Consider the following 23,254-nt stretch of genomic DNA (forward strand, 5'->3'; position numbering starts at 1 on the left):
CGCCCGGAAGTACGGGCGGGAGGCCTTTCGGCGAACAGGGTCCGGATCAGCCGCGCTGGATCCCGGACGTGTCCTGCAGGACGCCGCGACGGCCGTCCTGCGTCTGGGCGATCAGACCCGGGCCGCGCTGCTCGACGGCCAAGTACCAGGTGCCCGGCGCCAGTTCGGCGATCGGCGACGGCGAACCGTCCTCCGCGTACAGCGGGCGCGGCACCGGCACGGCGAACCAGAACGGGGAGAAGTCCCCGGCCGGCTGACCGCCCTGCGCGGGCTGCGCGGCCTGCGGCGCCGGAGCGGCCGCCTGCGGCTGCGGCTGACCTCCGTAGGGCTGGCCCGGACCGGGCTGACCCTGCTGCGCGCCGTAGGGCTGCCCCGGCTGCTGCTGGGCGCCGGGGTAGCCGTAGCCGCCCTGCGGCTGCTGGCCGCCGTAGGGCTGCGGCTGCACGGGACGCGGGGCGCCGACGAGCGGGGCCTTCAGCGCGGGGACGAGCGAACCGGCGACGGCGCCGCCCGCGAGGGCGAGCGAGGCGATGAGGCCGATGATCAGGCCGGCGCCCGCGTCGAGGTTGTCACTGACGTCGATGAGCGTCCACAGCATCGTCCAGGCCGTCAGGACGGCGAAGCCGGTGCCGACCATGCCGAGGTCCAGACCCAGCACCTTGCGCGGCTGCGGCTGGGCCCGGTTGAAGACGATGAGAGCTGCGCCGATCACTCCGCCCATGAACGTGCCCAGGCCGTAGCCCAGGTTGTCCCAGGCGTTGGGGCCGTCGATGTTCGCCGACGCCGAGCCACCGAAATTCGAGCCCGAGTAGGAGTAGAACTCGAGGAACGAGGCGATGAACAGCAACACCGCTGCTCCGATCACCACGCCGTCGCCTCGAGTGAGGGAGCGGATATTCACTTCAGGGTCCTTCGTAAGTCGTCCGGTCGCCCGGTCAAGTCGTCCGGTCATCGGTGGAGGCGACGCAAGGCGCAGGGGTGGCCCCACATCGTAGGGACACTATCGTCCGCGAGCTGGAGGTGTCTGCCGGGTTCCACAGCGTGACCTCTACCTGCGCAGGAAACTCACGATTCCCGCCGAGATGCCCTGGGCCGCCTTCTGGCGCCAGGAGCCGGACATGAGCTTGCCCGCGTCCTGCGAGTCCCTCATGTTGCCGCATTCGATGAAGACCTTGGGCACGGTCGACAGGTTGAGTCCGCCCAGGTCGCTGCGGGTGTCGAGGCCGGTGTGGCCCCCCACGTAGTTCGACGGGCCCATGCCCGTGAACTGCACGAACTTGCCCACGATGCGTTCGCCGAGGTCCTTCGACGGGCCCACGATCGGGCGGGTGTCGGCGGCGCCCGCGTGCACGGATGCGGGAAGGATCACATGGAATCCGCGGTTGCCCTCGGCGGAGCCGTCCGCGTGCACGGAGACCACGGCGTCGGCGTGCGCCGCGTTCCCGATCTGCGCCCGCTCGGTCACGCACGGGCCCCAGGCGCGGTCCCCGTCCTGTGTGAACTTCACGGTCGCGCCCTGCTGTTCGAGGATCGTCCGCGCCCTGCGGGCGACATCCAGGGTGAACCGGGCCTCCGTGTACCCCGAGTTGGTGGACGTGCCCGTGGTGTCGCACTCCTTCGAGCCGTTGCCCACGTTCACGCTCTGGTTGATATCGGACGGGTGCGAGAAGTTTCCCGGATTGTGACCCGGGTCGATCACGACGACCTTGCCCTTGAGGGGGCCGGTGCCGCCGCCGGCGGGCTTGTGGGGCTTCTTCGACGCGGAGGCGGAGGCGGACGCGGGAGCGGACTTCGAGGGGGACTGCGACGGCTTGCGCGAAGCCTCCTCCTGCGACGGGGTCGGTGTCGCGCTCGACGAGGCGCCCGGCGCGGGCAGCACCTTCGGCGGCTCGCTCTCCCCGGGGCCGCTCACCACCTGCCACACCATCCAGCCCGCCAGGGCCGTCGGCACCAGTGCGGCGAGCGCGACGAGCACGGGGCGGCCACCGAAGCGACGGCCCTCCCTCGGGGCATCGCTCCGGTAGAACTCGTCGAAGTCATCGGGGTCCGGGCCTACGTACGACACGCCCCCGACCCTAACCGTGCCCTCAGATTCCCGTGCCCGTTCGGCGCAGGACGCGCAGGGAGTCGCACACCGAGACCTCGGTGAACGCGCCGGACTCCAGAGCCCTGAGGTACACGCGGTACGGGGCCTGGCCGGTCCACTCGTCGTGCTTGACGGGGAACACGTCGTGGATGAGCAGCAGCCCGCCCTCGGCGACGTGCGGCGCCCAGCCCTCGTAGTCCGCGGTGGCGTGCTCGTCGGTGTGGCCGCCGTCGATGAAGACGAGGCCGAGCTTCCCGCCCCACGCCTGCGCGACCCGCGGCGACTTCCCGACCAGCGCGACGACGTGGTCCTCCAGGCCCGCCGCGTGCAGCGTGCGCCGGAACGTCGGCAGGGTGTCCATCAGACCGACGACCGGGTCGACGGTCTCCGGGTCGTGGTACTCCCAGCCCGGCTGCTGCTCCTCGCTGCCGCGGTGGTGGTCGACCGTGAGGGCGCTCACGCCGGCCGCGCGGGCGGCGTCGGCGAGCAGGATCGTCGAACGCCCGCAGTACGTGCCGACCTCCAGGAGCGGCAGCCCGAGCGCACCGGCCTCGACGGCGGCCGCGTACAGCGCGAGCCCCTCGTCGAGCGGCATGAACCCCTTGGCGCCCTCGAAGGCGGCGAGGACGTCGGCGGCGGGACGTGCGCTTGTGGTGGTCATGCCGCCCATGCTGCCCCAAGCGCCTACGTGCACCCGCACCGGGGGCGCGGGCCCGCCCGCTCTCCGGCTCCGCCGCGCCCGGCGATGACGGTGGGTCGGCCGGTGGTACGCGGCACCGGGGCCCGGCACAGCACGAATCAGCGGCTCCGCCGCGTGGGCGCGATCGAGGTGGGGGTGGATGTGCCCCGTAAGGGGCGCGGGGCTGTGTCCATATGCGGCTCCGCCGCGTGGGCGCGATCAAGGTGGGGGTAGGTGTGCGCCGTAAGGGGCGCGGGGAACTGCGCGACCAGCCACGACGGCGCTGTAGTCGGCGATGATGCTCGGCCCCTACGGCGGCGGCGCTGGAGCCGAGGCCGACCTATGGACGCACCCGGCGCCGGGGTGCCGCCTGCCCGACGCCCCTGGAGGGGGCGGGTGGTGGGATTTGGGGGCGGGCCAAGGGGGGAGGCGCCGGGGGCGTTGTTCATCCGGCTCCGGATACGGCATCCACCGTAGGGGCGCACGCCGTCGCCGGTTGCAGCGCCGTCGTGGCTGGTCGCGCAGTTCCCCGCGCCCCTTACGGGGCGCGCTGGGTGCTGCCCGAGGCCGGGTGGCGGGGCCGGTCGTGCGGCCCCGTCACCCGGGGGGCGTCAGCGGACCTGTTCCGTGAGGGGGGTCAGGGAGAGGTCCAGGGCGACCGGGCGCGGGTCGCCGTGGTGGGTGGCGGAGGAGGCGTGCGGGGCGTGGCCGGACGCGGTCACGGCGAGGACGTAGGCACCGCCGTCCGGGACCGACAGGGAGTAGCCGCCGTCCGCGTCCGTGAGGGCCGCCCCCGCCTGCCGGCCACGCCGGTCGATCAGGGTGACCTTGGCGCGGGACAGCGGGGCCCCGGCCGGATCGAGGACCCGCCCGCGGAACGCCGCGAGGGCCTCCTCGGCGCGAGCCAGACCCGCGTCCTCCTCGCTGCTGGCCCGCAGCTGCACCGCCGCGGCGCGCCGCCCCGGCAGGAACAGGGCGAGCACCACACCGCCCACCACCGCACCGGTCGCGATGAGGAACGAGACGCGGAAGCCGTGCATCGTCGGGATCGCGACGCCGCCGACGTGGTCCGCGGTGTTGGCGAGGACCATGCCGATGACGGCCGAGGACACCGAGGTGCCGATGGAGCGCATCAGGGTGTTCAGACCGTTGGCCGCGCCCGTCTCGGACGGGTCGACCGCGCCGATGATCAGCGCCGGGAGGGAGGAGTAGGCGAGGCCGATGCCCGCGCCGATCACGACCGAGATGATGATGGTCTGCCAGGCCGCGCTCATCAGGCCGAGCCCGGCCCCGTAGCCGACGGCGATGATCAGCATGCCGAGGATCAGCGTGATCTTCGGGCCGAAGCGGGCCGAGAGGCGGGCGTACACCGGAGCGGTCAGCATCATGGTCAGGCCCAGCGGCGCCACGCACAGACCCGCGACGACCATGGACTGGCCGAGGCCGTACCCGGTGGCGGTGGGCAGCTGCAGCAGCTGGGGCAGGACCAGGGAGATCGCGTAGAACGCGACGCCGACCATGATCGAGGCGAGGTTGGTGAGCAGCACCTCGCGGCGGGCGCTGGTGCGCAGGTCGACCAGCGGGGCCTTGCGGCGCAGCTCCATGACGCCCCAGCCGACGAGCACGACGAGGGCCGCGGCGAACAGGGTGAGGGTCGTCCCCGAGCCCCAGCCCCAGTCGCTGCCCTTGGTGATCGGCAGGAGCAGCAGGACCAGACCGGCGGAGAGGCCGAGGGCGCCCGCGAGGTCGAAGCGGCCGGGGGCGCGCAGCGGGCTCTCCGGCACGAAGGCGAGGGTCAGCGCGATCGCGACGACGCCGAGACCGGCCGCGCCGAAGAAGAGGGCGTGCCAGTCGGCGTGCTGGGCGACGAGCGCGGCCAGCGGCAGCGCGAGTCCGCCGCCGACGCCGATCGAGGAGGACATCAGGGCCATCGCCGAGCCGAGCTTCTCCGGCGGCAGCATGTCGCGCATCAGGCCGATGCCGAGCGGGATGGCGCCCATGGCGAAGCCCTGGAGGGCGCGCCCCGCGATCATCACGAGCAGGTTGTCGGTGAAACCGCAGATCAGCGAGCCGACGACCATGACGGCGAGGCTGGCGAGCAGCATCCGCCGCTTGCCCGCGAGGTCACCGAGGCGCCCCATGATCGGGGTGGAGACGGCGCCGGCGAGCAGGGTGGCGGTCAGGACCCAGGTGGCGTCGGAGGGTGCGGTGTCCAGCAGCGTCGGCAGGTCCTTGATGACCGGGACGAGCAGGGTCTGCATGACGGCGACGACGATGCCGGTGAAGGCGAGGACGGGGACGACGCCGCCGGTGCGGCGGGACGAGGTCGTCGGTAGGGACATGAAGGAGGGCCTCCGGAGGCGGTCTCGGTCGAGATGCGGGGCTGCTGTTTTCAAGGCGGCGGGGTGGCGGACCGGATGTCACGCGAGCGCGTCACGCACACCGCTGTGCGTGACGCTTGCGTGTATCCCGAACCCGTTTCCTCGGGCGACTATTCCGACGATCGTCGTACGAGCCGGAAGCTTGACCTTTTCATTACGTCCCTCGCGTCCGCCCGCCCCCGGTCCCGCCCGCCGGGATTTCTGACGCAACGTCAGATGTGGTCTTCCGCTCTACTGGAACGTGTTCTACCGTGCGCCGCATGGGCATCGCCATCACGCAGGAACAGCGGGAACTCGCGGACTCCGTACGCGGCTGGATCGCACGCGCAGTACCGCCCGACGAGGTGCGCAAACTGCTTGACGCCCCGGCCGCCCCGGGCGTCCGGCCGCCGCACTGGGACGGCCTCGCCGCCCAGGGCCTGCTCGGCCTGCACCTGCCCGAGGACCGCGGCGGCGGAGGCGGCACCCTGCTCGACCTCGCCGTGGCCGTCGAGGAGGCCGGCCGGGCCGCGCTGCCCGGCCCCTTCCTCGGCAGCGCCCTCGCGGTCGAGGTGCTGCGCCGGGCCGGGGTGTACGAGCTCGCGGGCGCGCTGGCCGCCGGGGAGCGGATCGGCGCCGTCGCCTTCGGCCCCGGCGGACTCACCGCCGTCACCGGACCCGACGGACTCGTCCTGGACGGCGCCGCGCCGCCCGTCCTCACCGGCGCCGACGCCGACCTCCTCGTCCTCGCCGCCGAGACCGCCGACGGCACCGTGTGGCTCGCCGTCGACACCGCCACCCCCGGGCTCACCGTGCGCGCCCACGACAGCGCCGACCCGACCCGGCCCACCGCCGAGATCACCGCGAGCGGCGCCGCCGTCCCCGCCGACCGCGTCCTCGCCGTCGACGCCGGGCTCGTCCGCGACCTCGCGGCCGTGCTGCTCGCCGCCGACGCGTGCGGCGGCGCCGCCTGGGCGCTGGCCACCGCCGCCGAACACGCCAAGGTGCGCGAACAGTTCGGGCGGCCCATCGGCCAGTTCCAGGGCGTCAAGCACCTGTGCGCCGACATGCTCGTGCGCGTCGAACAGGCCTGCGCGCTGGTGTGGGACGCGGCCCGCGCCCTGGGTGAGGAGCACACCGCCCCGGAGGCCGCGGCCCTCGTCGCCGCGCTCGCCGCCGGGACCGCCCTCGACACCGCGTACACCTGCGCCAAGGACTGCATCCAGATCCTCGGCGGCACCGGCTTCACCTGGGAACACGACGTCCACCTCTACCTGCGCCGCGCCGTCGTCGCCCGGCAGCTGCTCGGCGCCGGCGACGCCCACCGGCTGCGCGCCGTCCGCCTCGCCGAGACCGGCGCCCGCCGCGAACTCCGCCTCGAACTGCCCCCCGAGGCCCAGGCCCACCGCGACAGCGCCCGCGAAGCGCTCGCCCCCGCCCGCGGACTCGACCCGCGCGCCGCCCGCCACGCCCTCGCCCCCACCGGATACGCCGCCCCGCACCTCCCGCCCCCGTACGGACTCGGCGCCGGACCCCTCCAGCAGCTCGCCGTGCAGCAGGAGCTGGCCGCCGCCGGGATCAAGGTGAGCGACCTCGGCATCGCCACCTGGGTCGTCCCCTCGCTCCTCTCCCACGGCACCCAGGAGCAGCGCGACCGCTACCTCCCCGCGACCCTGCGCGGAGAACTCCTGTGGTGCCAGCTGTTCTCCGAACCCGGCGCCGGATCCGACCTCGCGTCCCTGCGCACCCGCGCCGAGCGGCTGCCCGACGGGCGCTGGCGGATCAACGGGCAGAAGGTGTGGACGAGCGCCGCCCAGTGGGCCGACCACGGCATCCTGCTGGCCCGCACCGACCCCGACGCCCCCAAGCACAAGGGGCTCACGTACTTCCTCGTCGACATGAAGAACACGGAGGGCATCGACGTCCGCCCGCTGCGCGAGATCACCGGCGACGCCCTCTTCAACGAGGTGTACTTCGACGACGCCGTCCTGCCCGCCGACGCGGTGGTCGGCGAGGTCGACGACGGCTGGCGGGTCGCCCGGCACACCCTGGGCAACGAACGCGTCCACATGGCCGACCAGTTGACCTTCGACACCGGACTGGAGGCCCTCCTCGCGCGGGCCGGCGATCTCGACGGCTCCTACCGGGCCCGGATCGGCTCGCTCGCCGCCCAGGCCCACGCGCTCGCCTGCATCGGGCTGCGCACGACGCTCCAGCAGGTCGCGGGGGAGGGGCCCGGCCCCGGCGCCTCCGTCCGCAAACTCGTCCAGACCCCGCACCAGCAGCAGGTCGCCGAACTGGCCCTCGAACTCCTCGGCCCCGCAGGCGCGTTGCGCGAGGGGCCCGGGCAGCGGGCCCTGCACGGCTTCCTGATGTCCCGCTGCCTCACGATCGCGGGCGGCACGACACAGGTGCAGCTCAACGTGGTGGCGGAACGGATCCTGGGCCTGCCCCGCGACTGAGGTCCTGGGCGCCGGCGGCGAACACCTCCCGTATCGCCGCCAGGTCCACCGGCCGCTCGTAGTAGTCCTGCGCCCAGTCGCGGAACGCCTCCGGGGTGCCGTCGACGAGCAGGCGGAGCAGCCAGGCCGCGCCGTCGGAGCCCGGCGCGCCCTCCGGGAAGGTGATGTCGCCCGTGTGCCAGCGGGAGTCGCCGGTCTCGCGCCAGATGCAGGCGGTCACGAGCGGGATGTGCTCGTCGCGGAACGCGGGCTCGTCCACGTACGGCCGGAAGACGTCCGGGACGGAGTCGAGCACGCCCGGCCACGGCCCCTCGTCGTCGGTCGTGTACGGGCTCATCCACGACTCGTGGTCGAACACCCGGATGTAGACGCCAGCCGGCGAGAAGACCACCGCGGCGTCGTCGCCCGACCCGTCGACCACGAGGAACACGTCCTCCCCGGCGCCGCCCCAGCCGGTCTCGTACGCGTGGTAGCTGTACTCGCCGGACGGGTTGACCAGGGCCTCCGCCGCCGCGACGGCGCGGCAGCGGGCGCGGAGGGCCGGGATGTCGGGCAGCCGGCGGGCCACATCAGGTGCGTTCATGAGGAGATTTGAGCACGGGCCTGTGACAGTGCCGTCTCCGTCTCCGTCTCCGTCGCCGTCGCCTCCGACGGTGTCCGCGTGCGGCCGCGCAGGACCGTGACCGCGACGAGGACCGCGCCGAGCAGCAGTGCCGCGCACAGGGTCAGGCCCAGCGCGTAGCCCGCGTCGAGGGACGCGATGCTGCGGGAGGCGCCGGTGCGGTGTTCGGCGGCGGTGCCGAGTGCGGCCAGGCCGAGCGAGGCGCCGATCTGGCGGGAGCTGTTGAGCAGGCCCGAGGCGGTGCCGGTCTCGCCGGGCGCGACGCCGGCCGTCGCGAGCGAGACCACGGGGGCGAGGCAGAGCCCGAAGCCGGTTCCGGCCGCGAGCGACGGGCCGAGCACGTCGCCCAGGTAGGTGCCGCCCGGGCTGATCTGCCCGAACCAGGCGAACCCGGCGGCGGTCAGCAGCCCGCCGGCGATGAGGACGGTGCGGGGCGCGTGCCGGTAGCCGAGCTTCACGGCGAGCACCGAGCCGGCGATCACGCCGAGCGCGAACGGGACGAACATGACGCCGGTCCGCGCCGGGCTCGCCCCCAGCACGTGCTGGAGGTGGAGCGAGGCGAAGTAGAACGCGGCGGCCATCGCGGCGCCGACCAGCAGGTTGAAGGCGTTCGCCCCGGCGACCGACGGGTTCCTGAACAGGCCCGGCCGGACGAGGGGTTCGCGCCGTGTGGTCCGCTCGACCTGGACGAAGGCGGCCAGGAGCAGCGCGGCGACGGCGAGGGTGGTGAGCGTGACCGCCGAGGTCCAGCCGTACGTGTCCGTGCGCACGACCCCGAAGACCAGCAGGGCCGTGCCGCCCGTGGCCAGGACCGCACCGAGCACGTCGGGGCGCTCGCCGCGCTCGGCGGGCCGGGCCAGCGGGATGCCGCGCCGGGCGAGCAGCAGGGCGGTCGCGGCCATCGGCACGTTCACGAACATCACCCAGCGCCAGCCCGCGTACTGCGTGAGCAGGCCGCCGGCCAGGACGCCGAGCGCGCCCCCGGCGGCGTTCATCGCGCTCCACACGCCGAAGGCCCGCACCCGGGCGCGGCCCGACGGGTAGGCCTCGGTCAGCAGGGCGAGCGCGGCCGGAGCGAGCAGGGCGGCCCCCACTCCCTGGGCCGCGCGGGCGGCGACGAGTTGGGCCGGGTCCTGGGCGAATCCCCCGGCGAGCGAGGCGAGTCCGAACAGAGCGAGGCCGGTCAGGAGGGTGCGGCCGCGGCCGTGACGGTCGGCCGCCTTGCCGCCCAGCAGGAGCAGGCCACCGAAGGTGAGGGCGTAGGCGTGGATCACCCAGGTCAGGCCGGAGGGGCTGAAGCCCAGGCCCGTGGCGATGCGGGGGAGCCCCACGTTCACCACCGACAGATCGAGCGACACCATGAACTGCACGACCGCCACGACGGCGAGCGTCCACCCCGGATTCCTGGCCGAACTCCTCTGTTCCCACGTGCTGTCGAGCATGACGGAGCCTCCGTCCGTAGAACACCATCCGACTTTCGGAACGCGTTCCTAAAGTAGCGCGCGAGCGTACGGCTGTCGACCGGACCCGTCGCTCCGACAGCCGCCCGGCGGCCGGAGCGGGGCATGATGGCCCCATGTCCGCAACGCCCGCGCCCGAGACACCCGCAACCGCCCCGCGAGGGGCCCGAACGGGCCGCCCCCGTGTCACCTCGCGCGAGCAGATCGTCGCGGCGGCCCGCCGGCTCATCGACGAGGACGGCTGGGAGAAGCTCTCCATGCGCCGGCTCGCCGCGGAGCTCGGCATCGGCGCGACGACCCTCTACCACCACATCGAGGGCAAGGACGACCTGCTCGTCCTCCTGCTCAACCACTACGTCGAGCGGATCGAGCGCCCGCCTCTGCCGGAGGACCCGCGCGAGCGCGTCGTCGCGGCAGCCGCCGCGATGCACGACGCGCTCGCGGCCTGGCCCTGGGCCGCGGAGATCCTCACCGCCGACGGCTTCATCGGCCTGCTCGACGAGTCCGCGCTCTGGATGGTCGAGGCCGTCCTCGCCGCCGCCCAGGACCACGGCTGCACCCCGGACCGTTCCGTCGAGATCTTCCGGCACCTCTGGTACTACACGGTCGGCGAGATCCTCGTCCGCGCCCACTCCCCGCACCGCCGCGCCGACCGCACCCCGGCCGCCTTCCGCGAGACCTTCGACGCCGGCCGGGTCCCGCACCTCGCCGCCGTCGCCCCCCGCTGGGCCGCCCTCTCCGCCCGCGACACGTACCCCGAGGGGCTGCGGACCTTCGTCGACGGACTGCTCGGCCCGGCCGGAGGCTGAGCGGTCCGGGCCGTCAGGCCGCGGGGCGCCGGAAGGCGACCTCCGGGTTCGCCGCCGTGGGGCCGTCGAGCAGCGGGGCGGACCTGCCCCGCAGCTGGAGGTCGAAGAAGGCGGCGACGTACGCGCTGGTGATCTGCCAACTGCGCGTGCCCGACAGCGGCACCGACGGGTCCGGCAGCCCGAGCCGCTCCGCCACGTAGGGCAGGTCGGTGAACGTGTAGTGGCCGGAGCCGGTCACCGTCAGCCACCGCTTCCAGCCGCCGAGGCGGGTCCAGGCGGCGGGCCAGTCCGTGCCCGGTGAGCCCGGGGCGTGGGTGTCCGCGGTGCCCATCATCAGGAACGGGCGCCGGCCGAGCCCGGCACCCGGCTCGGGCAGGTAGAAGTCGCCGTCCAGGTTCACCCCCGCCCGCACCCGGTCGTCGGCGGCCATCGTCGCCGCCGCGGACGCGCCCCCGATCGAGTGCCCGGCGGCCCCGACCCGCCGGAAGTCGATCATGCGGGACACGGCGCCCGCCCGGTGCGGATCCGCCAGTTCGTCGAGCACGAAGGACAGATCGGCGGCCCGGTTCCGTACGGCGGCCGCCCGCGCCACCGGGTCGTTGTCGACCGGCTCGCACGCCGCGCACGGCAGGACGCGGTGCCCCGGGTACTCCGTGCCGACCGACTCGTACGCGTGGTCCACCGTCGCGACGACGTAGCCGCGACTGGCGAGCTCGTCGGCGAGCGAGGTCAGCGTGGTGCGCGGCATCGAGAAGCCGGGCGAGAGCAGGACCAGCGGGAAGCGCCCCGGCGCGGGCGCCGCCGACCGGTACGCGTGCGTGCGCGTCCCCGCGACCGTCTCGGCCCGCACCAGACCGCCGAGACCGCGCGCCGCCAGCAGGAGCCGGGCCTCGTCGACGGTCATGTACGGCGCCGCCGCGCCCTCGGCGGCGCGGGCCGGGTAGGACAGGGACACCATCAGCTCCCGGCCCCGCGCCGTCGGCACCCAGAGGTCCTGACGACTGCGGTCGACGAGATGCAGCGTGCGGCGCCCCACCGGGTGCGCGCCGCCGGGAACCGGCAGTTCCGGTACGGCGGCGTCCGGCGCCGGGGCGGACGCGCGGACCCCGGGCGACGGGGACGGAGACGGGGACGGGGGCGTGGCCGCGGTCGCGGCGGCCGGGAGAAGCGGCACGGACAGGGCGAGGGCGAGGGCCACGGTCACGGCGGACCGGCGCGAACTAGTCGTCATGCAGGGGAAGATAGGCCCCGTGGTAGGGCCGGGTCGTCGGCGCACGGTGGGACCTCCGCGTAGTACCACGGGCCGACCACCGTCGCCCGGGCGGCACCCCGGGCCCACGGGCGGCGGCACCGGCCGGGCCGTATCGTCGCACCCGTGGAGCTCAGACACCTCACCGGATTCGTCGCCGTCGCCGAGGAACTGCACTTCGGGCGGGCCGCCGAGCGGCTGCACATCGCCCAGTCACCGCTGAGCCAGCAGATCCGGCTGCTGGAGCGGGACCTCGGGGTGCGGCTCTTCGAGCGGACCACCCGGACCGTGCGGCTCACCTCCGCCGGGCAGGCACTCGTGGAACCGGCCCGGCGGCTGCTCGCCGACGCCGCCGCCCTGCGCCGCACCGTCCGCGCCGCCCAGCACGGCGAGACCGGCCGGGTCACCGTCGGCTTCGGCGGCGCCAGCGCCTACGCCGCGCTGCCCGCCCTGACCCGTGCCGTGAACGCAGAACTCCCCGGCGTCGAACTGGTCCTGGAGGGCCAGATCTTCACCGGCGAGGCACTCGCCCGGCTCACCGACGGCACCATCGACCTCGGCGTCGCCGCCCTGCCCGTACGCCGCGGCATCACCGCCCGCGTCGTCCGCGCCGAGCCCCTCGTCTGCGCCCTGCCCGAGGACCACCGGCTCGCCGCCCGGGACGGGGTGACCTTCGCCGACCTCGCCGACGAGCGCGTCGTCACCTTCCCCGTCGCCCGCGGCTCCGCCGTGCGCGAGGCCATGGTGCAGGGCTGCCACGACGCCGGGTTCGCCCCGCGCATCGCGCAGGAGGCCCCGGACTCGTACAACCTGCTCGCCCTGGTCGGCGCCGGGGTCGGGGTCGCCGTCGTCGTCGGCTCCGCGCGCTCGATCCATCTGGAGCACGTCGTCTTCCGGCCGCTGGTCGGCCCGGGCGTGCCCGTCCTGCCGATCGCGCTCGCCTGGCGCACCGGCAACGACAGCGCCGCCCTCGCCGCCGTCCTGGAGATCGCCGAGCGCGTGCTCCCGACCCCGGCGGATTATGTGGCGTAGCGGCACACTGCGGTCCGGAATCGGTCTTGGACAGCACTTAATCCCCGGGGCAGAGTGAACGCCATGCCCGATCCGCAGCCGCAGCAGCCCCAGACGCAGGTACGGCAGCCCGCCGCGCCGCTCGCCGGGATCAAGGTCGTCGACCTGTCCAAGATCCTCGCCGGGCCGTACGCCACCATGTCCCTCGCCGACCTCGGCGCCGACGTGACCAAGGTCGAGCACCCCGAGGGCGGCGACCCGACCCGCCGCTGGGGCCCGCCGTTCCAGGGCGAGGACGCCACCTACTACCTCGCCGCGAACCGCAACAAGCGCTCCGTCACCCTCGACCTCAAGTCGGCGGACGGGCAGGCGGCCGTGCACCGGATGCTCGCCGACGCCGACGTCCTCGTCGAGAACTTCCGCCCCGGCAGCAGCCTCGCCCGCCTCTTCGACTACCGCGAACTCACCGCCCGCCACCCGCGCCTGGTCGTCCTGCACATCTCCGCCTTCGGCGAGAGCGGCCCGCTGCGCGACGAACCCGGCTACGACATGGTCGCCCAGGCCGCCGCCGGCCTCATGTCCCTCACCGGCGAGACGGACGGCCCGCCCGTCAAGGCGGGCTTCGCGATGGGCGACCTCGGCGCCGCCCTCTTCGGCCTGATCGGCGTCACCTCCGCCCTCGTGGAGCGCGCCCGCACCGGACGCGGCCAGTACGTCACGACGTCTCTGTACGAGACCCAGCTCGCCCTGCACGCCAACTGGGCCACCGCCCACTTCGCCACGGGGGAGCGGCCGACCCGGCTCGGCTCCGGGCACCCGAGCCTCGTCCCGTACCAGGCGTACGAGGCGTCCGACGGGCACTTCGTGATCGCCGTCGGCAACGACGCGCTGTTCCGCCGCCTGGGCGAGGCGCTCGGTCTGGACGCGCTCGCCGACGACCCGCGCTACGCGACGAACGCCGCCCGCGTCGTCAACCGGGCCGAACTCAACGAGCAGTTGGGCCGCGCGCTGAAGGGTGACACCGTCGCCGGCTGGTGCGAGCGGCTCAAGGCGGCGGGCGTGCCCGTCGCGCCCATCCGGCACCTCGACGAGGTGTACGCCTGCCCGCAGACCGAGGCGCTCGGCATGGTCCAGGAGGTGGACCATCCCACCGCCGGGCGCTTGCGCCAGGTCGCATTCCCTGTGAGTTTCGACGGCGTACGCCCCGCCGTACGCACCGCACCGCCCCTGCTCGGCCAGCACGACGACGACCGCAACCAGCTTTGACCAGCCGTCACCAGCCGTCACCGGCCTTCACCATCCGTCACCAGTCTTCACCAGCCGTCACCCGCAAGGAGTCTGAGACCCTCATGCCGTTCCCCGCACTCGACCCCGTCGACCCGCTGAACCTCGAAGCCCTCCTCACCGACGAGGAGCGCGCCGTGCGCGACACCGTGCGCCAGTACCTCGACGACAAGGTCGAACCGCACATCGCCGAGTGGTTCGAGAGCGGCGAGATGCCCACGCTGCCCGAACTCGCCCGCGAGTTCGGCAAGATGGGGCTGCTCGGCATGCACCTGGAGGGCTACGGCTGCGCCGGCATGTCGGCCCGCGCGTACGGCATCGCCTGCCGGGAGCTGGAGGCCACCGACTCCGGGCTGCGCTCCTTCGTCTCCGTGCAGGGCTCCCTCGCCATGTTCGCCATCCACCGCTTCGGCTCGGAGGAGCAGAAGCAGGAGTGGCTGCCGCGGATGGCCTCCGGCGAGGCCATCGGCTGCTTCGGACTGACCGAGCCCGACCACGGTTCGGACCCGGCGTCCATGACGACGCGGGCCCGGCGCGACGGGGACGACTGGATCCTCGACGGCCGCAAGATGTGGATCACGAACGGGTCGGTGGCCGCCGTCGCCGTCGTCTGGGCGCGGACGGAGGACGGGGTCCGCGGTTTCGTCGTGCCGACGGACTCGCCCGGCTTCTCCGCGCCGCTCATCAAGCACAAGATGTCGCTGCGGGCGTCGGTGACCAGTGAGCTGGTCCTGGACGGGGTACGGCTGCCGGCCTCCGCGCAACTGCCCGGGGCGCGGGGTGTCGGTGCGCCGCTGACCTGCCTGAACGAGGCCCGGTACGGCATCGTGTGGGGGGTCACCGGCGCGGCCCGTTCGGCCTGGCAGTCGGCGCGCGACTACGCCCTCCAGCGGGAGCAGTTCGGCAAGCCGATCGCCGCGTTCCAGCTCACGCAGCAGAAGCTCGTCGACATGGCGCTCGAACTCCACAAGGCGACGCTCACCGCGCTGCACCTCTCCGCGCTGAAGGACTCGGACGCCGGCGTCCACCCGGCCCAGATCAGCTTCGGCAAGCTGAACAACGTCCGCGAGGCCATCGAGATCTGCCGCACCGCCCGTACGATCCTCGGCGCCAACGGAATCTCGCTCGAGTACCCCGTGATCCGCCACGCCAACAACCTCGAATCGGTCCTCACCTACGAAGGCACCACGGAGATGCACACCCTGTCCCTGGGCCAGGCCCTGACGGGCCACGCCGCCTTCCGCTGACCGGGCCCTGCCCCCGCCGGGTCCGAGCGGGGGCCACCCACACCCCACCCTGGCCCCCGCCGGGCCGTCCCGCCCAGGGCCCTCCCGGGTCCCACCTCCCGCGCCCGGGACCTTCCGCCTCCGGCGCCTTCCGTCTTGGGCGCCTCCCGCCTCCGGCGCGGGGAGCCTCTCCCATAGCCCGGCCCCTGCTCCCACCCACCCGCCCCCTCTGGGGGCGTCGGCCCGGCGCCCGGCCTCGGGCAACACGCTGGCCCCCGGCGTGCGTTCTGGTTGCGCCGCCTTGGGCCGTCCGAATGCCGTCGGCGGATGCGGCGCCGTCGTGGCTGGTCGCGCAGTTCCCCGCGCCCCTGACGGGGCGCACCTGCGCCCGCCTTCCGCCCCATGAGCAGTACTCGGCGCCGGGTGCCGCCCATCGCCGGCCCCTGCTCCCACCCACCCGCCCCCTCCGGGGGCGTCGGCCCGGCGCCCGGCCTCGGGCAACACGCAGGCCCCCGGCGTGCGTTCTGGTTGCGCCGCCTTGGGCCGTCCGGATGCCGTCGGCGGATGCGGCGCCGTCGTGGCTGGTCGCGCAGTTCCCCGCGCCCCTGACGGGGCGCACTTGCCCTGGCGCCTCTCCCTGCGACTTGGAGCCTCTTCCCACCCGACCCGGCGTCTCTCTCGTGGCCTGCCCCCTTCTCCCACCACCCGCCCCCTCCGGGGGCGTCGGGCCCGGCGCCCGGCCTCAAGCAGTGCGCCCAGCCCTGGGCGCGCGTTCTGGTCGACCTAGTCTTAGGCAGTCTGCCGCCTGGGGCGGCACGGGTGGGCAAGGCGGCACCCCGGTGCCGGGTGCGCGTTCCAGTGGCCTCGGCTACTGGCCCCGCCGTAGGGCCCGAACGCCGTCGGCGGATACAGCGCCGTCGTGGCTGGTCGCGCGCACGTGGCGGAGCCGCATGTCGATACAGTCCCGCGCCCCTGCCGGGGCGCACCTGCCCTCGCCTTGATTGCGCTCACGCGGCGGAGCCGCATGTGGACACGGTCCCGTGCCCCCCTGACGGGGTATGCCGACCCCGCCCTGATCGTTGCCGGCGGCACAGCCCCGTGACCCTCGCGGGGTACATCTACGCCCGCCGTGATCGCTCCCGGTGGCGGAGCCGCTGATTCGTCCTGTTGCCGCGCCCCGGTGCCGGGCCGACGCCCCCGGCGGGGGCGGGTGGGTGGGAGCGGGGCTGGGCCGATGGGTAGCGCCCGGCGCCGAGTGCGGCCCCGTGGTCAGCCCCGGCTGCTACGACCCGCCGCAGGGCTCGAACATCGTCGCCGGCTGCAGCGCCGTCGTGGCTGGTCGCGTGCACGTGGCGGAGCCGCATGCCGATACAGCCCCGCGCCCTTGACGGGGCGCATCTGCCCTCACCTTGATCGCGCCCGCGCTGCGGAGGCGCCGATCGATCCAGTGCCGCGCCCCGGTGCCGGGCCGACGCCCCCGGAGGGGGCGGGTGGGTGGGATCGGGGCGCGGGAAAGGCGCGGGCATGGGCGTACCGTGCCGCTCCGCGGAGGAGCATCGTGCGGCTCCGCATAGGCGTACCGTGCCGCCCTGCATGGGCGTACCGTGCCGCCCCGCATGGGCGTACCGTGCCGCCCCGCATGGGCGCACCGTCCAGCTCCGCACGGGCGCACCGTGCCGCTCCGCACAGGCGCACCGTCCCGCACTGCAGAGGAACAGAATCGTGCCCCCGGCAGGAGGCCGCGGCGCTCGCGGGTGCGGGCCCCTTCACATGGCGGGCTCGGGGTGTCAGTATCTGACGGTCCGTCAGGTACTGGTAGTCCGGAGGGAACCGTAGCCATGAAGGCGTACATAGTCGGCGTCGGTATGACCAAGTTCGAGAAGCCGGAGAGTCGCGACTGGCAGTACTGGGACATGGCGAAGGAGGCGGGGGAGGCCGCGCTCGCCGATGCCGGGGTCGCGTACGAGGACGTGCGGCAGGTGCCCGTCGGGTACTGCTTCCAGGCGTCGACGGCCGGCCAACGGGCCGTCTACGAACTCGGGTTGACCGGCGTCCCGGTCTACAACGTCAACAACAACTGCGCGACGGGATCGAGCGCCCTGATGCTCGCCCGCCAGTTCGTCGAGAGCGGCGTCGACGACTGCGTCCTCGCCCTCGGCTTCGAGAAGATGCAGCGCGGGGCGCTGGGCGGAGGGGCCGACGGCGGGGACTTCAAGACCTCGCCGGTCGCCCGTCACTACGGCATCATGGCCGCCCGCCACGGCTTCGAGATGAGCCCGCCCACCGCCCAGATCTTCGGCGACGCGGCCCGCGAGCACATGGAGAAGTACGGCACGACGGCCGCCCAGCTCGCCGCCGTCGGCGCCAAGAACCACCGCCACTCGGTGAACAACCCCTACGCCCAGTTCCAGGACGCGTACACCGTCGACGAGGTCCTCGCCGCGAAGACGATCCACCAGCCGCTCACCAAGCTCCAGTGCTCCCCGACCTCGGACGGCGCCGCCGCGGCCGTCGTCGTCTCCGAACGCTTCGTCGAGGAGCGGGACCTCGGCGACCAGGCCGTCGAGATCACCGCGCAGGCCATGACCACCGACACCGAGGAGTCCTTCGCGTCCGGCTCCTGCATCGACGTCGTCGGTCAGCCGATGTCCCGCGAGGCCGCCCGCCAGGTCTACGCCGCCTCCGGCCTCGGCCCCGAGGACCTCGACGTCATCGAGCTCCACGACTGCTTCTCCATCAACGAACTCCTCACCTACGAGGCCCTCGGCCTGTGCGCCCCCGGCGAGTCCGGCAAGCTCGTCGAGTCCGGCGCCACGACGTACGGCGGCCGCTGGGTGGTCAACCCGTCGGGCGGACTGATCTCCAAGGGCCACCCGCTCGGCGCCACCGGCATCGCCCAGGCCGCCGAACTCACCTGGCAGCTGCGCGGCACCGCCGGAGCCCGCCAGGTCGAGGGCGCGCGCGTCGGACTCGCCCACAACATCGGCCTCGGCGGCGCCGCGGTCGTCACCCTCCTGCGCCGCCCCTGACCCGCGGCAGGCCTCAGGCCGTCCCGGGCCACTCGTCGGCGAGGGCCGCCATCAGCACCGCGTCCCGCCAACGCCCGTCCCACCGCTCGGCCTGCCGGCGTACGCCCTCGACGAGAAAACCGGCCTTCGCGTACACATGCAGGGCCCGCTCGTTGTCCGCGTACGCCTCCAGCTGGATCCGGTGCAGCCCGGCCGACTCGAACCCGTACCGGACGACGAGCCGCAGGGCCTCCGAGCCGAGCCCGCGGCCCCGGCCGCGCGCCCCGATCGCGGTACGGAACGTGGCGCAGCGGTGCTCCGGTTCCCACTCGTTGAGGACGACCTCGCCGACCAGCTCGCCCGTCGCGCGATCGGTCACGGCCAGGTCGAGCCGGTCGGTCTGCGCGGCCCGCGAGCCGTACCAGGCGCGCAGCCGCTCCAGCGTGAACGTGCCGCCGCCCGTGAACCGTTCGACCTCCGGGTCGGTGATGACCCCGGCCATCACGACCGCGTCCTCCTCGGTGAACGGGCGCAGCAACACCTTCTCGCCGGTCAGCACGGGCTTGTGGGTGAAGGCGGTCTCCGCGGGAGTCGTCATCCGGCGCATTCTGGCCGAGGCGACGCGGGCCCGGCCACAGAATGACGACCGACCCCGCGCGCCGGGCTCAGTCGTCCAGCTCGCACTCGAGGTCCTCGCGCAGCTCCTCCAGGCGCGTCTCCCAGAAGTCGGAGAACTCCGGGCCCTGCCGCAACCGGTCGAGCACCGCGGCCAGTTCGTCCAGGCCGTCCAGTGCCGCCTGCGGCTCCGCGTCCTCGAACTTCCGCCGGTACAGGACGACCACCCCGAGCGCGACCAGGAACTCGGGGAGCGAGTCCGCCGCGTAGCCGCCGTAGCCCGCCGCGTGGTCCCAGCCGTCCGGGTCGTACACCTCCACGGTGCCGCTGTCACCGGACACCATGAGGTGCAGCACCCCCCAACCGGTGCCGATGCAGTACGAGTAGCGGCTCGGCGGCGAGTCATCGTCCGGGGTGCGCTCGCCGAACAGCTCGCCCGGGTCCGCCTCCCACATGCCCTCGTCGGTGAGCTTCGCCGAGTCGTAGTCGACGGCGTCGAGCCGCACCGCCGGGACGCCGACCTCGGTGAGGAAGGCCCGGGTCGGCTCGTGGGTCAGCGCGGCGGGCAGGTCGGCGGGGGAGGGGCGCCACAGGCTGCCCGCGCCGAAGCAGGACTCCAGCCAGGCGGCGCCGGGCTTCCCGGCGGCCAGTTCGGAGAGTTCGGGGAGTTCGGAGAGTTCGGTGGTGGAGATCACCGGGACACCCTAAGGACACGCACGTCAGGACCGGGACCTAGGTCCCGGGACGTATGACCGGTGGCCCATGCCAGGTGCACCGAAATCCTGATGTACGGGGCGTCGGCGGCCTGGGACCATGACACTCATGCTGCGAACGCCCGCCGGCTCCACCGGCTCCGAGACCGAGATACGCGCGGCCAGGCCCGCCCCGCCCGCCTGGCTGGTCGTGGCCGTGGCCTGTGCCGGACAGTTCCTCGTCGTCCTCGACGTGTCCGTCGTGAACGTCGCCCTCCCGTCCATGCGCGCCGACCTCGGGCTCAGCGCCGGCGGTCTGCAATGGGTCGTCAACGCGTACTCGATCGCCTTCGCCGGATTCATGCTGCTCGGCGGCCGGGCCGGCGACCTCTACGGGCGCAAGCGGATGTTCCTCGTCGGGCTCGGCCTGTTCACGCTGGCCTCGCTCGGCGGCGGGCTGGCCCAGGAGGGCTGGCAGCTGCTCGTGGCCCGCGCCGTGCAGGGCCTCGGCGCCGCCGTCCTCGCCCCCTCCACCCTGACCCTGCTCACCGCCGCCGTACCCGAGGGCGCCGCCCGCGCCCGCGCCATCGCCACCTGGACCGCCGTCGGCGCGGGCGGCGGGGCCGCGGGCGGACTCGTCGGCGGCGTCCTCACCGAGGCGCTCGACTGGCGCTGGGTCCTGCTGATCAACGTGCCGCTGGGCGCCGTCGTCCTCGCGGCCGCCGCCCGCTGGATCCGCGAGTCCCGGGCCGGTGGCGCCCGCCGGCTCGACCTGCCCGGCGCGGTGCTCGTCACCGCCGGCACGGCCGTCCTCGCGTACGGCATCGTGCAGACCGAGGCGGAGGGCTGGGGCGCGGCCGGCACGCTCGTGCCCCTGGCGGTCGGCGTGCTGCTCATCGCGGCGTTCCTCCTCGTCGAGGCCCGTACGAAGGTGCCGTTGATGCCGCTCGCCCTGTTCCGGGTACGGCCCGTGGCCGTCGCCAACGCCGCGATGTTCGTGTGCGGCATGGGCAGCTTCGCCATGTGGTTCTTCATGACCCTCTACGCGCAGAACGTGCTCGGGTACACCCCGATCGAGGCCGGGCTCGCCCTCGTGCCCAGCTCCCTCGCGGTCGTCGCCGGCTCCAAGCTCGCGCCGCGCCTGATGCGGCGGATCGGGGCGCGGAACGTGGCCGCGCTCGGGGTCGCCGTCACCGTCGCCGGGTTCTTCTGGCAGTCGACCATGACGGAGCACGGGGTGTACGTGACGACGATCATGCTGCCCGGGATCGCGATGATGGCCGGCGCCGGGCTCGCCATGACGCCGCTCGCCTCGCTGGCCACGTCGGGGGCGGCGGCCTCCGACGCGGGGCTCGTCTCCGGGCTCGTCAACACGTCCCGCACGTTGGGTGGGGCGTTGGGGCTCTCGGTGCTGTCGACGGTCGCGGCGAGTCGCTCCGCGGGTCGGTCGGATCCGGCGGGCCTCACCCATGGGTATGCGGGGGCGTTCCAGTGGGGTGGGTCCATATTGCTGGTGGCGCTGGTCATTCTGATCGCGGGGCTGCCGCGGGCGCGTGCGTCGCAGTCCGCGGGTTGAGTGTGGCTGGTCGCGCAGTTCCCCGCGCCCCTGAAATGCAGACCCTTCGGGTCGCATTTCCCCGATAGAGGCTGAACGGCGAAGCCGTTCGCCTCTGGGGGCGCGGGGAACTGCGCGACCAGCCCCCACCGGGGGCGCGGCGGCCGACGGTCAGAGCCACCCCCTCTGGCGTGCCTCCCTGACCGCCTCCATCCGATTCCGCGTCCCGGTCTTCCCGATGGCCGACGAGAGATAGTTCCGCACCGTCGACTCCGACAGGTGCAACTTCCCGGCGATGTCCGACACGGTCGCACCATCCACGGACGCGCGGAGCGCATCCGCCTCGCGCGCCGTCAAAGGACTGGGCCCCGCGGAGAGCGCCGCCGCGGCGAGCGCCGGGTCCACCACGGTCTCCCCCCGCAGCACCGCCCGGATCGCCTCGGCCAGCTCCTCCACCGGCCCGTCCTTGACGAGGAACCCGGCGGCGCCCGCCTCCATCGCCCGGCGCAGATACCCGGGCCGCCCGAACGTCGTGAGGATCAGCACCCGGCAGTCGGGTACCTCCTCGCGCAGGTCGGCCGCCGCGTCGAGCCCGCTGCGGCCCGGCAGTTCGATGTCCAGGAGCGCCACGTCCGGCCGGCACTCCAGGGCCTTGTCGACGATGACGTCACCGGCCGCGACCTGCGCCACGACCTCCAGATCCGGCTCCAGGCCGAGCAGCAGCGCCAGCGCGCCCCGCATCATGCCCTGGTCCTCGGCGAGCAGCACCCGCACGCTCTTGGCGGGCCGGTGGTCCTGCGGCATCTCGGTCACAGGGGAGAGATTACGGGCCCGGGGCGCGCCCGGCGCGGTCAAGCCCGCTCCGCCAGCGCCGCGTCCGGCGCCGACTCCGGTTCACCGGCCGGGAGTTCGGCCCGTACGACGAACCCGCCGCGCGGACCGGGCCCGGCCTCCAGGGAACCGCCCGCCGTCGCGAGCCGCTCGGTGAGCCCCTTGAGCCCGGTCCCGCCGACGGCGCCCGGCGCGGGGGCCGCCTCGCCCACCCCGTCGTCGGAGACCCGCACCCGCACCCGCTCGCCGGGACTGTCGACGGTGATGGTGCAGCGCCCGGCCCTGCTGTGCCGCACCGCGTTGGTGACCGCCTCCCGCACGACCCAGCCGAGCAGCGCCTCGTTCTGCGCGGACAGCGGCGCCCCCGACTGCCGTACGACGGGCTCGATCCCGGCCGCGGTCAGCGCCGAGCGGGCCCGGTCCAGTTCGGTGGCGAGGCTGCCCTCGCGGTACCCGGTGACCGCCTCGCGGATCTCGGTGAGCGCCTGCCGGCCGACCGCCTCGATGTCGGAGACCTGCTCCAGGGCCGCGTCGAGGCCGTGCGGGGCGAGCCGCCGGGCCGCCTCCGCCTTCACGACGATCACCGACAGGGTGTGTCCGAGCAGATCGTGGAGGTCGCGCGAGAAGCGCAGCCGCTCCTTCTCCACGGCCTGCCGCGCCAGTTCCTCGCGGGCCGCCCGCAGTTCCCGTACGGCCTCGGACAGGGACAGGATCGCGGCGGTCACCATCGTCGACAGGAACGTGCCGTACGCGACGCCGATCGCGCCCCAGCCGTCGCGCAGCCCGCCGACCACCGCCGACAGGACCGTCAGGGCGAGACCGATCCTGCCCAGGTGCGGGCCCCGGGCGACCGCGCCGACGGCGAGGCCGAGCAGCGGGAAGAACGCCAGCCAGCTGCCCCCGTAGACGCCGGCCAGAGCGCAGGTCAACAGCGTCATCGCGACCAGCGCGAGCCGTGTCGACAGCGCCTCGCGGGACTGGGTCCTGAAGGCGCGGAACACGACGAAGATGTAGAGGGAGTTGAAGGTCAGAAGGCCCAGACCGCCGATGACCGGGTCGGTCGCCTGGTCGGAGAAGAGGTTGGACAGCGCGCCCATGCCCATCAGCAGCCAGGGCAGCAGCGAGAACCCGTTCGGCGCCGGAGCCATTTCCTCCGGGAGCCGCTCCCGCTTCCCCCGCCCCTCGGCCTTCGCCCGCTTGAGCTCCGCCTTCGCGTAGGCGTGCTCGGTCTTCCAGAGGTCCAGCGACCGCCGCCACTCGGCCCAGCCCCGGCGGATCCTCGTCCCGGCCATGTGTCCGACTCCC

Annotated in this window: 18 protein-coding genes; 7 read left to right on the forward strand and 11 right to left on the reverse strand. The window is 74.0% G+C overall.

Features of this window, described 5'->3' with window-relative positions:
- Window positions 1-46: 46 nt before the first annotated feature.
- From ACZ4E1_RS00670 to ACZ4E1_RS00685, 4 genes are all read right to left on the reverse strand, one after another.
- Window positions 47-901, reverse strand: coding sequence for a hypothetical protein (locus tag ACZ4E1_RS00670; protein ID WP_467534513.1), 855 nt, complete (start codon window positions 899-901; stop codon window positions 47-49).
- 147 nt (window positions 902-1,048) lie between these two features.
- Window positions 1,049-2,065, reverse strand: coding sequence for an N-acetylmuramoyl-L-alanine amidase (locus tag ACZ4E1_RS00675; RefSeq protein ID WP_467534514.1), 1,017 nt, complete (start codon window positions 2,063-2,065; stop codon window positions 1,049-1,051).
- 22 nt (window positions 2,066-2,087) lie between these two features.
- The gene (locus ACZ4E1_RS00680) at window positions 2,088-2,756 is read right to left on the reverse strand and encodes a class I SAM-dependent methyltransferase (RefSeq protein ID WP_467534516.1); all 669 of its coding nucleotides are present in this window, start codon (window positions 2,754-2,756) and stop codon (window positions 2,088-2,090) included.
- Between the two features lie 620 nt (window positions 2,757-3,376).
- Window positions 3,377-5,107: an MFS transporter gene (locus ACZ4E1_RS00685; protein WP_467534518.1), complete on the reverse strand. Its 1,731-nt coding sequence runs from the start codon at window positions 5,105-5,107 to the stop codon at window positions 3,377-3,379.
- 299 nt (window positions 5,108-5,406) lie between these two features.
- On the opposite strand from ACZ4E1_RS00685, the gene ACZ4E1_RS00690 reads away from it, so the two are divergent.
- The gene (locus ACZ4E1_RS00690) at window positions 5,407-7,587 is read left to right on the forward strand and encodes an acyl-CoA dehydrogenase (protein WP_467534519.1); all 2,181 of its coding nucleotides are present in this window, start codon (window positions 5,407-5,409) and stop codon (window positions 7,585-7,587) included.
- Here the strand turns inward: ACZ4E1_RS00690 and ACZ4E1_RS00695 are convergent.
- Window positions 7,544-8,170: a hypothetical protein gene (locus ACZ4E1_RS00695; RefSeq protein ID WP_467534521.1), complete on the reverse strand. Its 627-nt coding sequence runs from the start codon at window positions 8,168-8,170 to the stop codon at window positions 7,544-7,546. The genes ACZ4E1_RS00690 and ACZ4E1_RS00695 overlap by 44 nt on opposite strands.
- Window positions 8,167-9,651, reverse strand: coding sequence for an MFS transporter (locus ACZ4E1_RS00700; protein WP_467534523.1), 1,485 nt, complete (start codon window positions 9,649-9,651; stop codon window positions 8,167-8,169). Before ACZ4E1_RS00700 ends, ACZ4E1_RS00695 begins: the two co-directional genes overlap by 4 nt.
- Before the next feature lie 134 nt (window positions 9,652-9,785).
- Here ACZ4E1_RS00700 and ACZ4E1_RS00705 point away from each other — a divergent pair, with 134 nt between their 5' ends.
- Window positions 9,786-10,478 (forward strand): TetR/AcrR family transcriptional regulator, encoded by a 693-nt coding sequence (locus tag ACZ4E1_RS00705; protein ID WP_467534525.1) that lies wholly within the window; start codon window positions 9,786-9,788, stop codon window positions 10,476-10,478.
- A 13-nt stretch (window positions 10,479-10,491) separates the two neighbouring features.
- Here the strand turns inward: ACZ4E1_RS00705 and ACZ4E1_RS00710 are convergent, their stop codons facing one another.
- Window positions 10,492-11,709: an alpha/beta hydrolase family protein gene (locus tag ACZ4E1_RS00710; protein WP_467534527.1), complete on the reverse strand. Its 1,218-nt coding sequence runs from the start codon at window positions 11,707-11,709 to the stop codon at window positions 10,492-10,494.
- A gap of 144 nt (window positions 11,710-11,853) precedes the next feature.
- Here ACZ4E1_RS00710 and ACZ4E1_RS00715 point away from each other — a divergent pair, with 144 nt between their 5' ends.
- The 4 genes from ACZ4E1_RS00715 (at window position 11,854) to ACZ4E1_RS00730 (ending at window position 18,277) form a co-directional block, all read left to right on the forward strand.
- The gene (locus ACZ4E1_RS00715) at window positions 11,854-12,759 is read left to right on the forward strand and encodes a LysR family transcriptional regulator (RefSeq protein WP_467534529.1); all 906 of its coding nucleotides are present in this window, start codon (window positions 11,854-11,856) and stop codon (window positions 12,757-12,759) included.
- Window positions 12,760-12,822: 63 nt separating this feature from the next.
- Window positions 12,823-14,004, forward strand: coding sequence for a CaiB/BaiF CoA transferase family protein (locus ACZ4E1_RS00720; protein WP_467534530.1), 1,182 nt, complete (start codon window positions 12,823-12,825; stop codon window positions 14,002-14,004).
- A gap of 83 nt (window positions 14,005-14,087) precedes the next feature.
- On the forward strand, window positions 14,088-15,269 hold the full coding sequence (locus ACZ4E1_RS00725; protein WP_467534531.1) for an acyl-CoA dehydrogenase family protein: 1,182 nt from the start codon (window positions 14,088-14,090) through the stop codon (window positions 15,267-15,269).
- Between the two features lie 1,817 nt (window positions 15,270-17,086).
- Window positions 17,087-18,277 (forward strand): lipid-transfer protein, encoded by a 1,191-nt coding sequence (locus ACZ4E1_RS00730; RefSeq protein ID WP_467534533.1) that lies wholly within the window; start codon window positions 17,087-17,089, stop codon window positions 18,275-18,277.
- A 13-nt stretch (window positions 18,278-18,290) separates the two neighbouring features.
- Here the strand turns inward: ACZ4E1_RS00730 and ACZ4E1_RS00735 are convergent, their stop codons facing one another.
- Both ACZ4E1_RS00735 and ACZ4E1_RS00740 read right to left on the reverse strand, forming a co-directional pair.
- Window positions 18,291-18,854, reverse strand: a complete 564-nt coding sequence (locus ACZ4E1_RS00735; RefSeq protein WP_467534534.1) for a GNAT family N-acetyltransferase — start codon at window positions 18,852-18,854, stop codon at window positions 18,291-18,293.
- A 67-nt stretch (window positions 18,855-18,921) separates the two neighbouring features.
- Window positions 18,922-19,566 (reverse strand): SUKH-4 family immunity protein, encoded by a 645-nt coding sequence (locus ACZ4E1_RS00740; protein WP_467534536.1) that lies wholly within the window; start codon window positions 19,564-19,566, stop codon window positions 18,922-18,924.
- 127 nt (window positions 19,567-19,693) lie between these two features.
- Between ACZ4E1_RS00740 and ACZ4E1_RS00745 the strand changes: the two genes are divergently transcribed.
- Complete coding sequence (locus ACZ4E1_RS00745; RefSeq protein ID WP_467534538.1) at window positions 19,694-21,139, forward strand: DHA2 family efflux MFS transporter permease subunit; 1,446 nt, start codon at window positions 19,694-19,696, stop codon at window positions 21,137-21,139.
- A 150-nt stretch (window positions 21,140-21,289) separates the two neighbouring features.
- On the opposite strand, the gene ACZ4E1_RS00750 is transcribed toward ACZ4E1_RS00745, so the two are convergent.
- Complete coding sequence (locus ACZ4E1_RS00750; RefSeq protein ID WP_399126219.1) at window positions 21,290-21,922, reverse strand: response regulator; 633 nt, start codon at window positions 21,920-21,922, stop codon at window positions 21,290-21,292.
- A gap of 47 nt (window positions 21,923-21,969) precedes the next feature.
- Window positions 21,970-23,241, reverse strand: coding sequence for a sensor histidine kinase (locus ACZ4E1_RS00755; RefSeq protein WP_467534540.1), 1,272 nt, complete (start codon window positions 23,239-23,241; stop codon window positions 21,970-21,972).
- Between the last annotated feature and the right edge of the window lie 13 nt (window positions 23,242-23,254).

It is taken from the genome of Streptomyces sp. NPDC025806, assembly GCF_055558275.1.

Bases quoted from the DNA above. Each gene is read 5' to 3' on its own strand.
- ACZ4E1_RS00680 (WP_467534516.1), bottom strand. From the start codon at position 2,756: ATGGGCGGCATGACCACCACAAGCGCACGTCCCGCCGCCGACGTCCTC.
- ACZ4E1_RS00685 (WP_467534518.1), bottom strand. From the start codon at position 5,107: ATGTCCCTACCGACGACCTCGTCCCGCCGCACCGGCGGCGTCGTCCCC.
- ACZ4E1_RS00690 (WP_467534519.1), top strand. From the start codon at position 5,407: ATGGGCATCGCCATCACGCAGGAACAGCGGGAACTCGCGGACTCCGTA.
- ACZ4E1_RS00695 (WP_467534521.1), bottom strand. From the start codon at position 8,170: ATGAACGCACCTGATGTGGCCCGCCGGCTGCCCGACATCCCGGCCCTC.
- ACZ4E1_RS00700 (WP_467534523.1), bottom strand. From the start codon at position 9,651: ATGCTCGACAGCACGTGGGAACAGAGGAGTTCGGCCAGGAATCCGGGG.
- ACZ4E1_RS00705 (WP_467534525.1), top strand. From the start codon at position 9,786: ATGTCCGCAACGCCCGCGCCCGAGACACCCGCAACCGCCCCGCGAGGG.
- ACZ4E1_RS00710 (WP_467534527.1), bottom strand. From the start codon at position 11,709: ATGACGACTAGTTCGCGCCGGTCCGCCGTGACCGTGGCCCTCGCCCTC.
- ACZ4E1_RS00720 (WP_467534530.1), top strand. From the start codon at position 12,823: ATGCCCGATCCGCAGCCGCAGCAGCCCCAGACGCAGGTACGGCAGCCC.
- ACZ4E1_RS00725 (WP_467534531.1), top strand. From the start codon at position 14,088: ATGCCGTTCCCCGCACTCGACCCCGTCGACCCGCTGAACCTCGAAGCC.
- ACZ4E1_RS00730 (WP_467534533.1), top strand. From the start codon at position 17,087: ATGAAGGCGTACATAGTCGGCGTCGGTATGACCAAGTTCGAGAAGCCG.
- ACZ4E1_RS00735 (WP_467534534.1), bottom strand. From the start codon at position 18,854: ATGACGACTCCCGCGGAGACCGCCTTCACCCACAAGCCCGTGCTGACC.
- ACZ4E1_RS00745 (WP_467534538.1), top strand. From the start codon at position 19,694: ATGCTGCGAACGCCCGCCGGCTCCACCGGCTCCGAGACCGAGATACGC.
- ACZ4E1_RS00750 (WP_399126219.1), bottom strand. From the start codon at position 21,922: ATGCCGCAGGACCACCGGCCCGCCAAGAGCGTGCGGGTGCTGCTCGCC.
- ACZ4E1_RS00755 (WP_467534540.1), bottom strand. From the start codon at position 23,241: ATGGCCGGGACGAGGATCCGCCGGGGCTGGGCCGAGTGGCGGCGGTCG.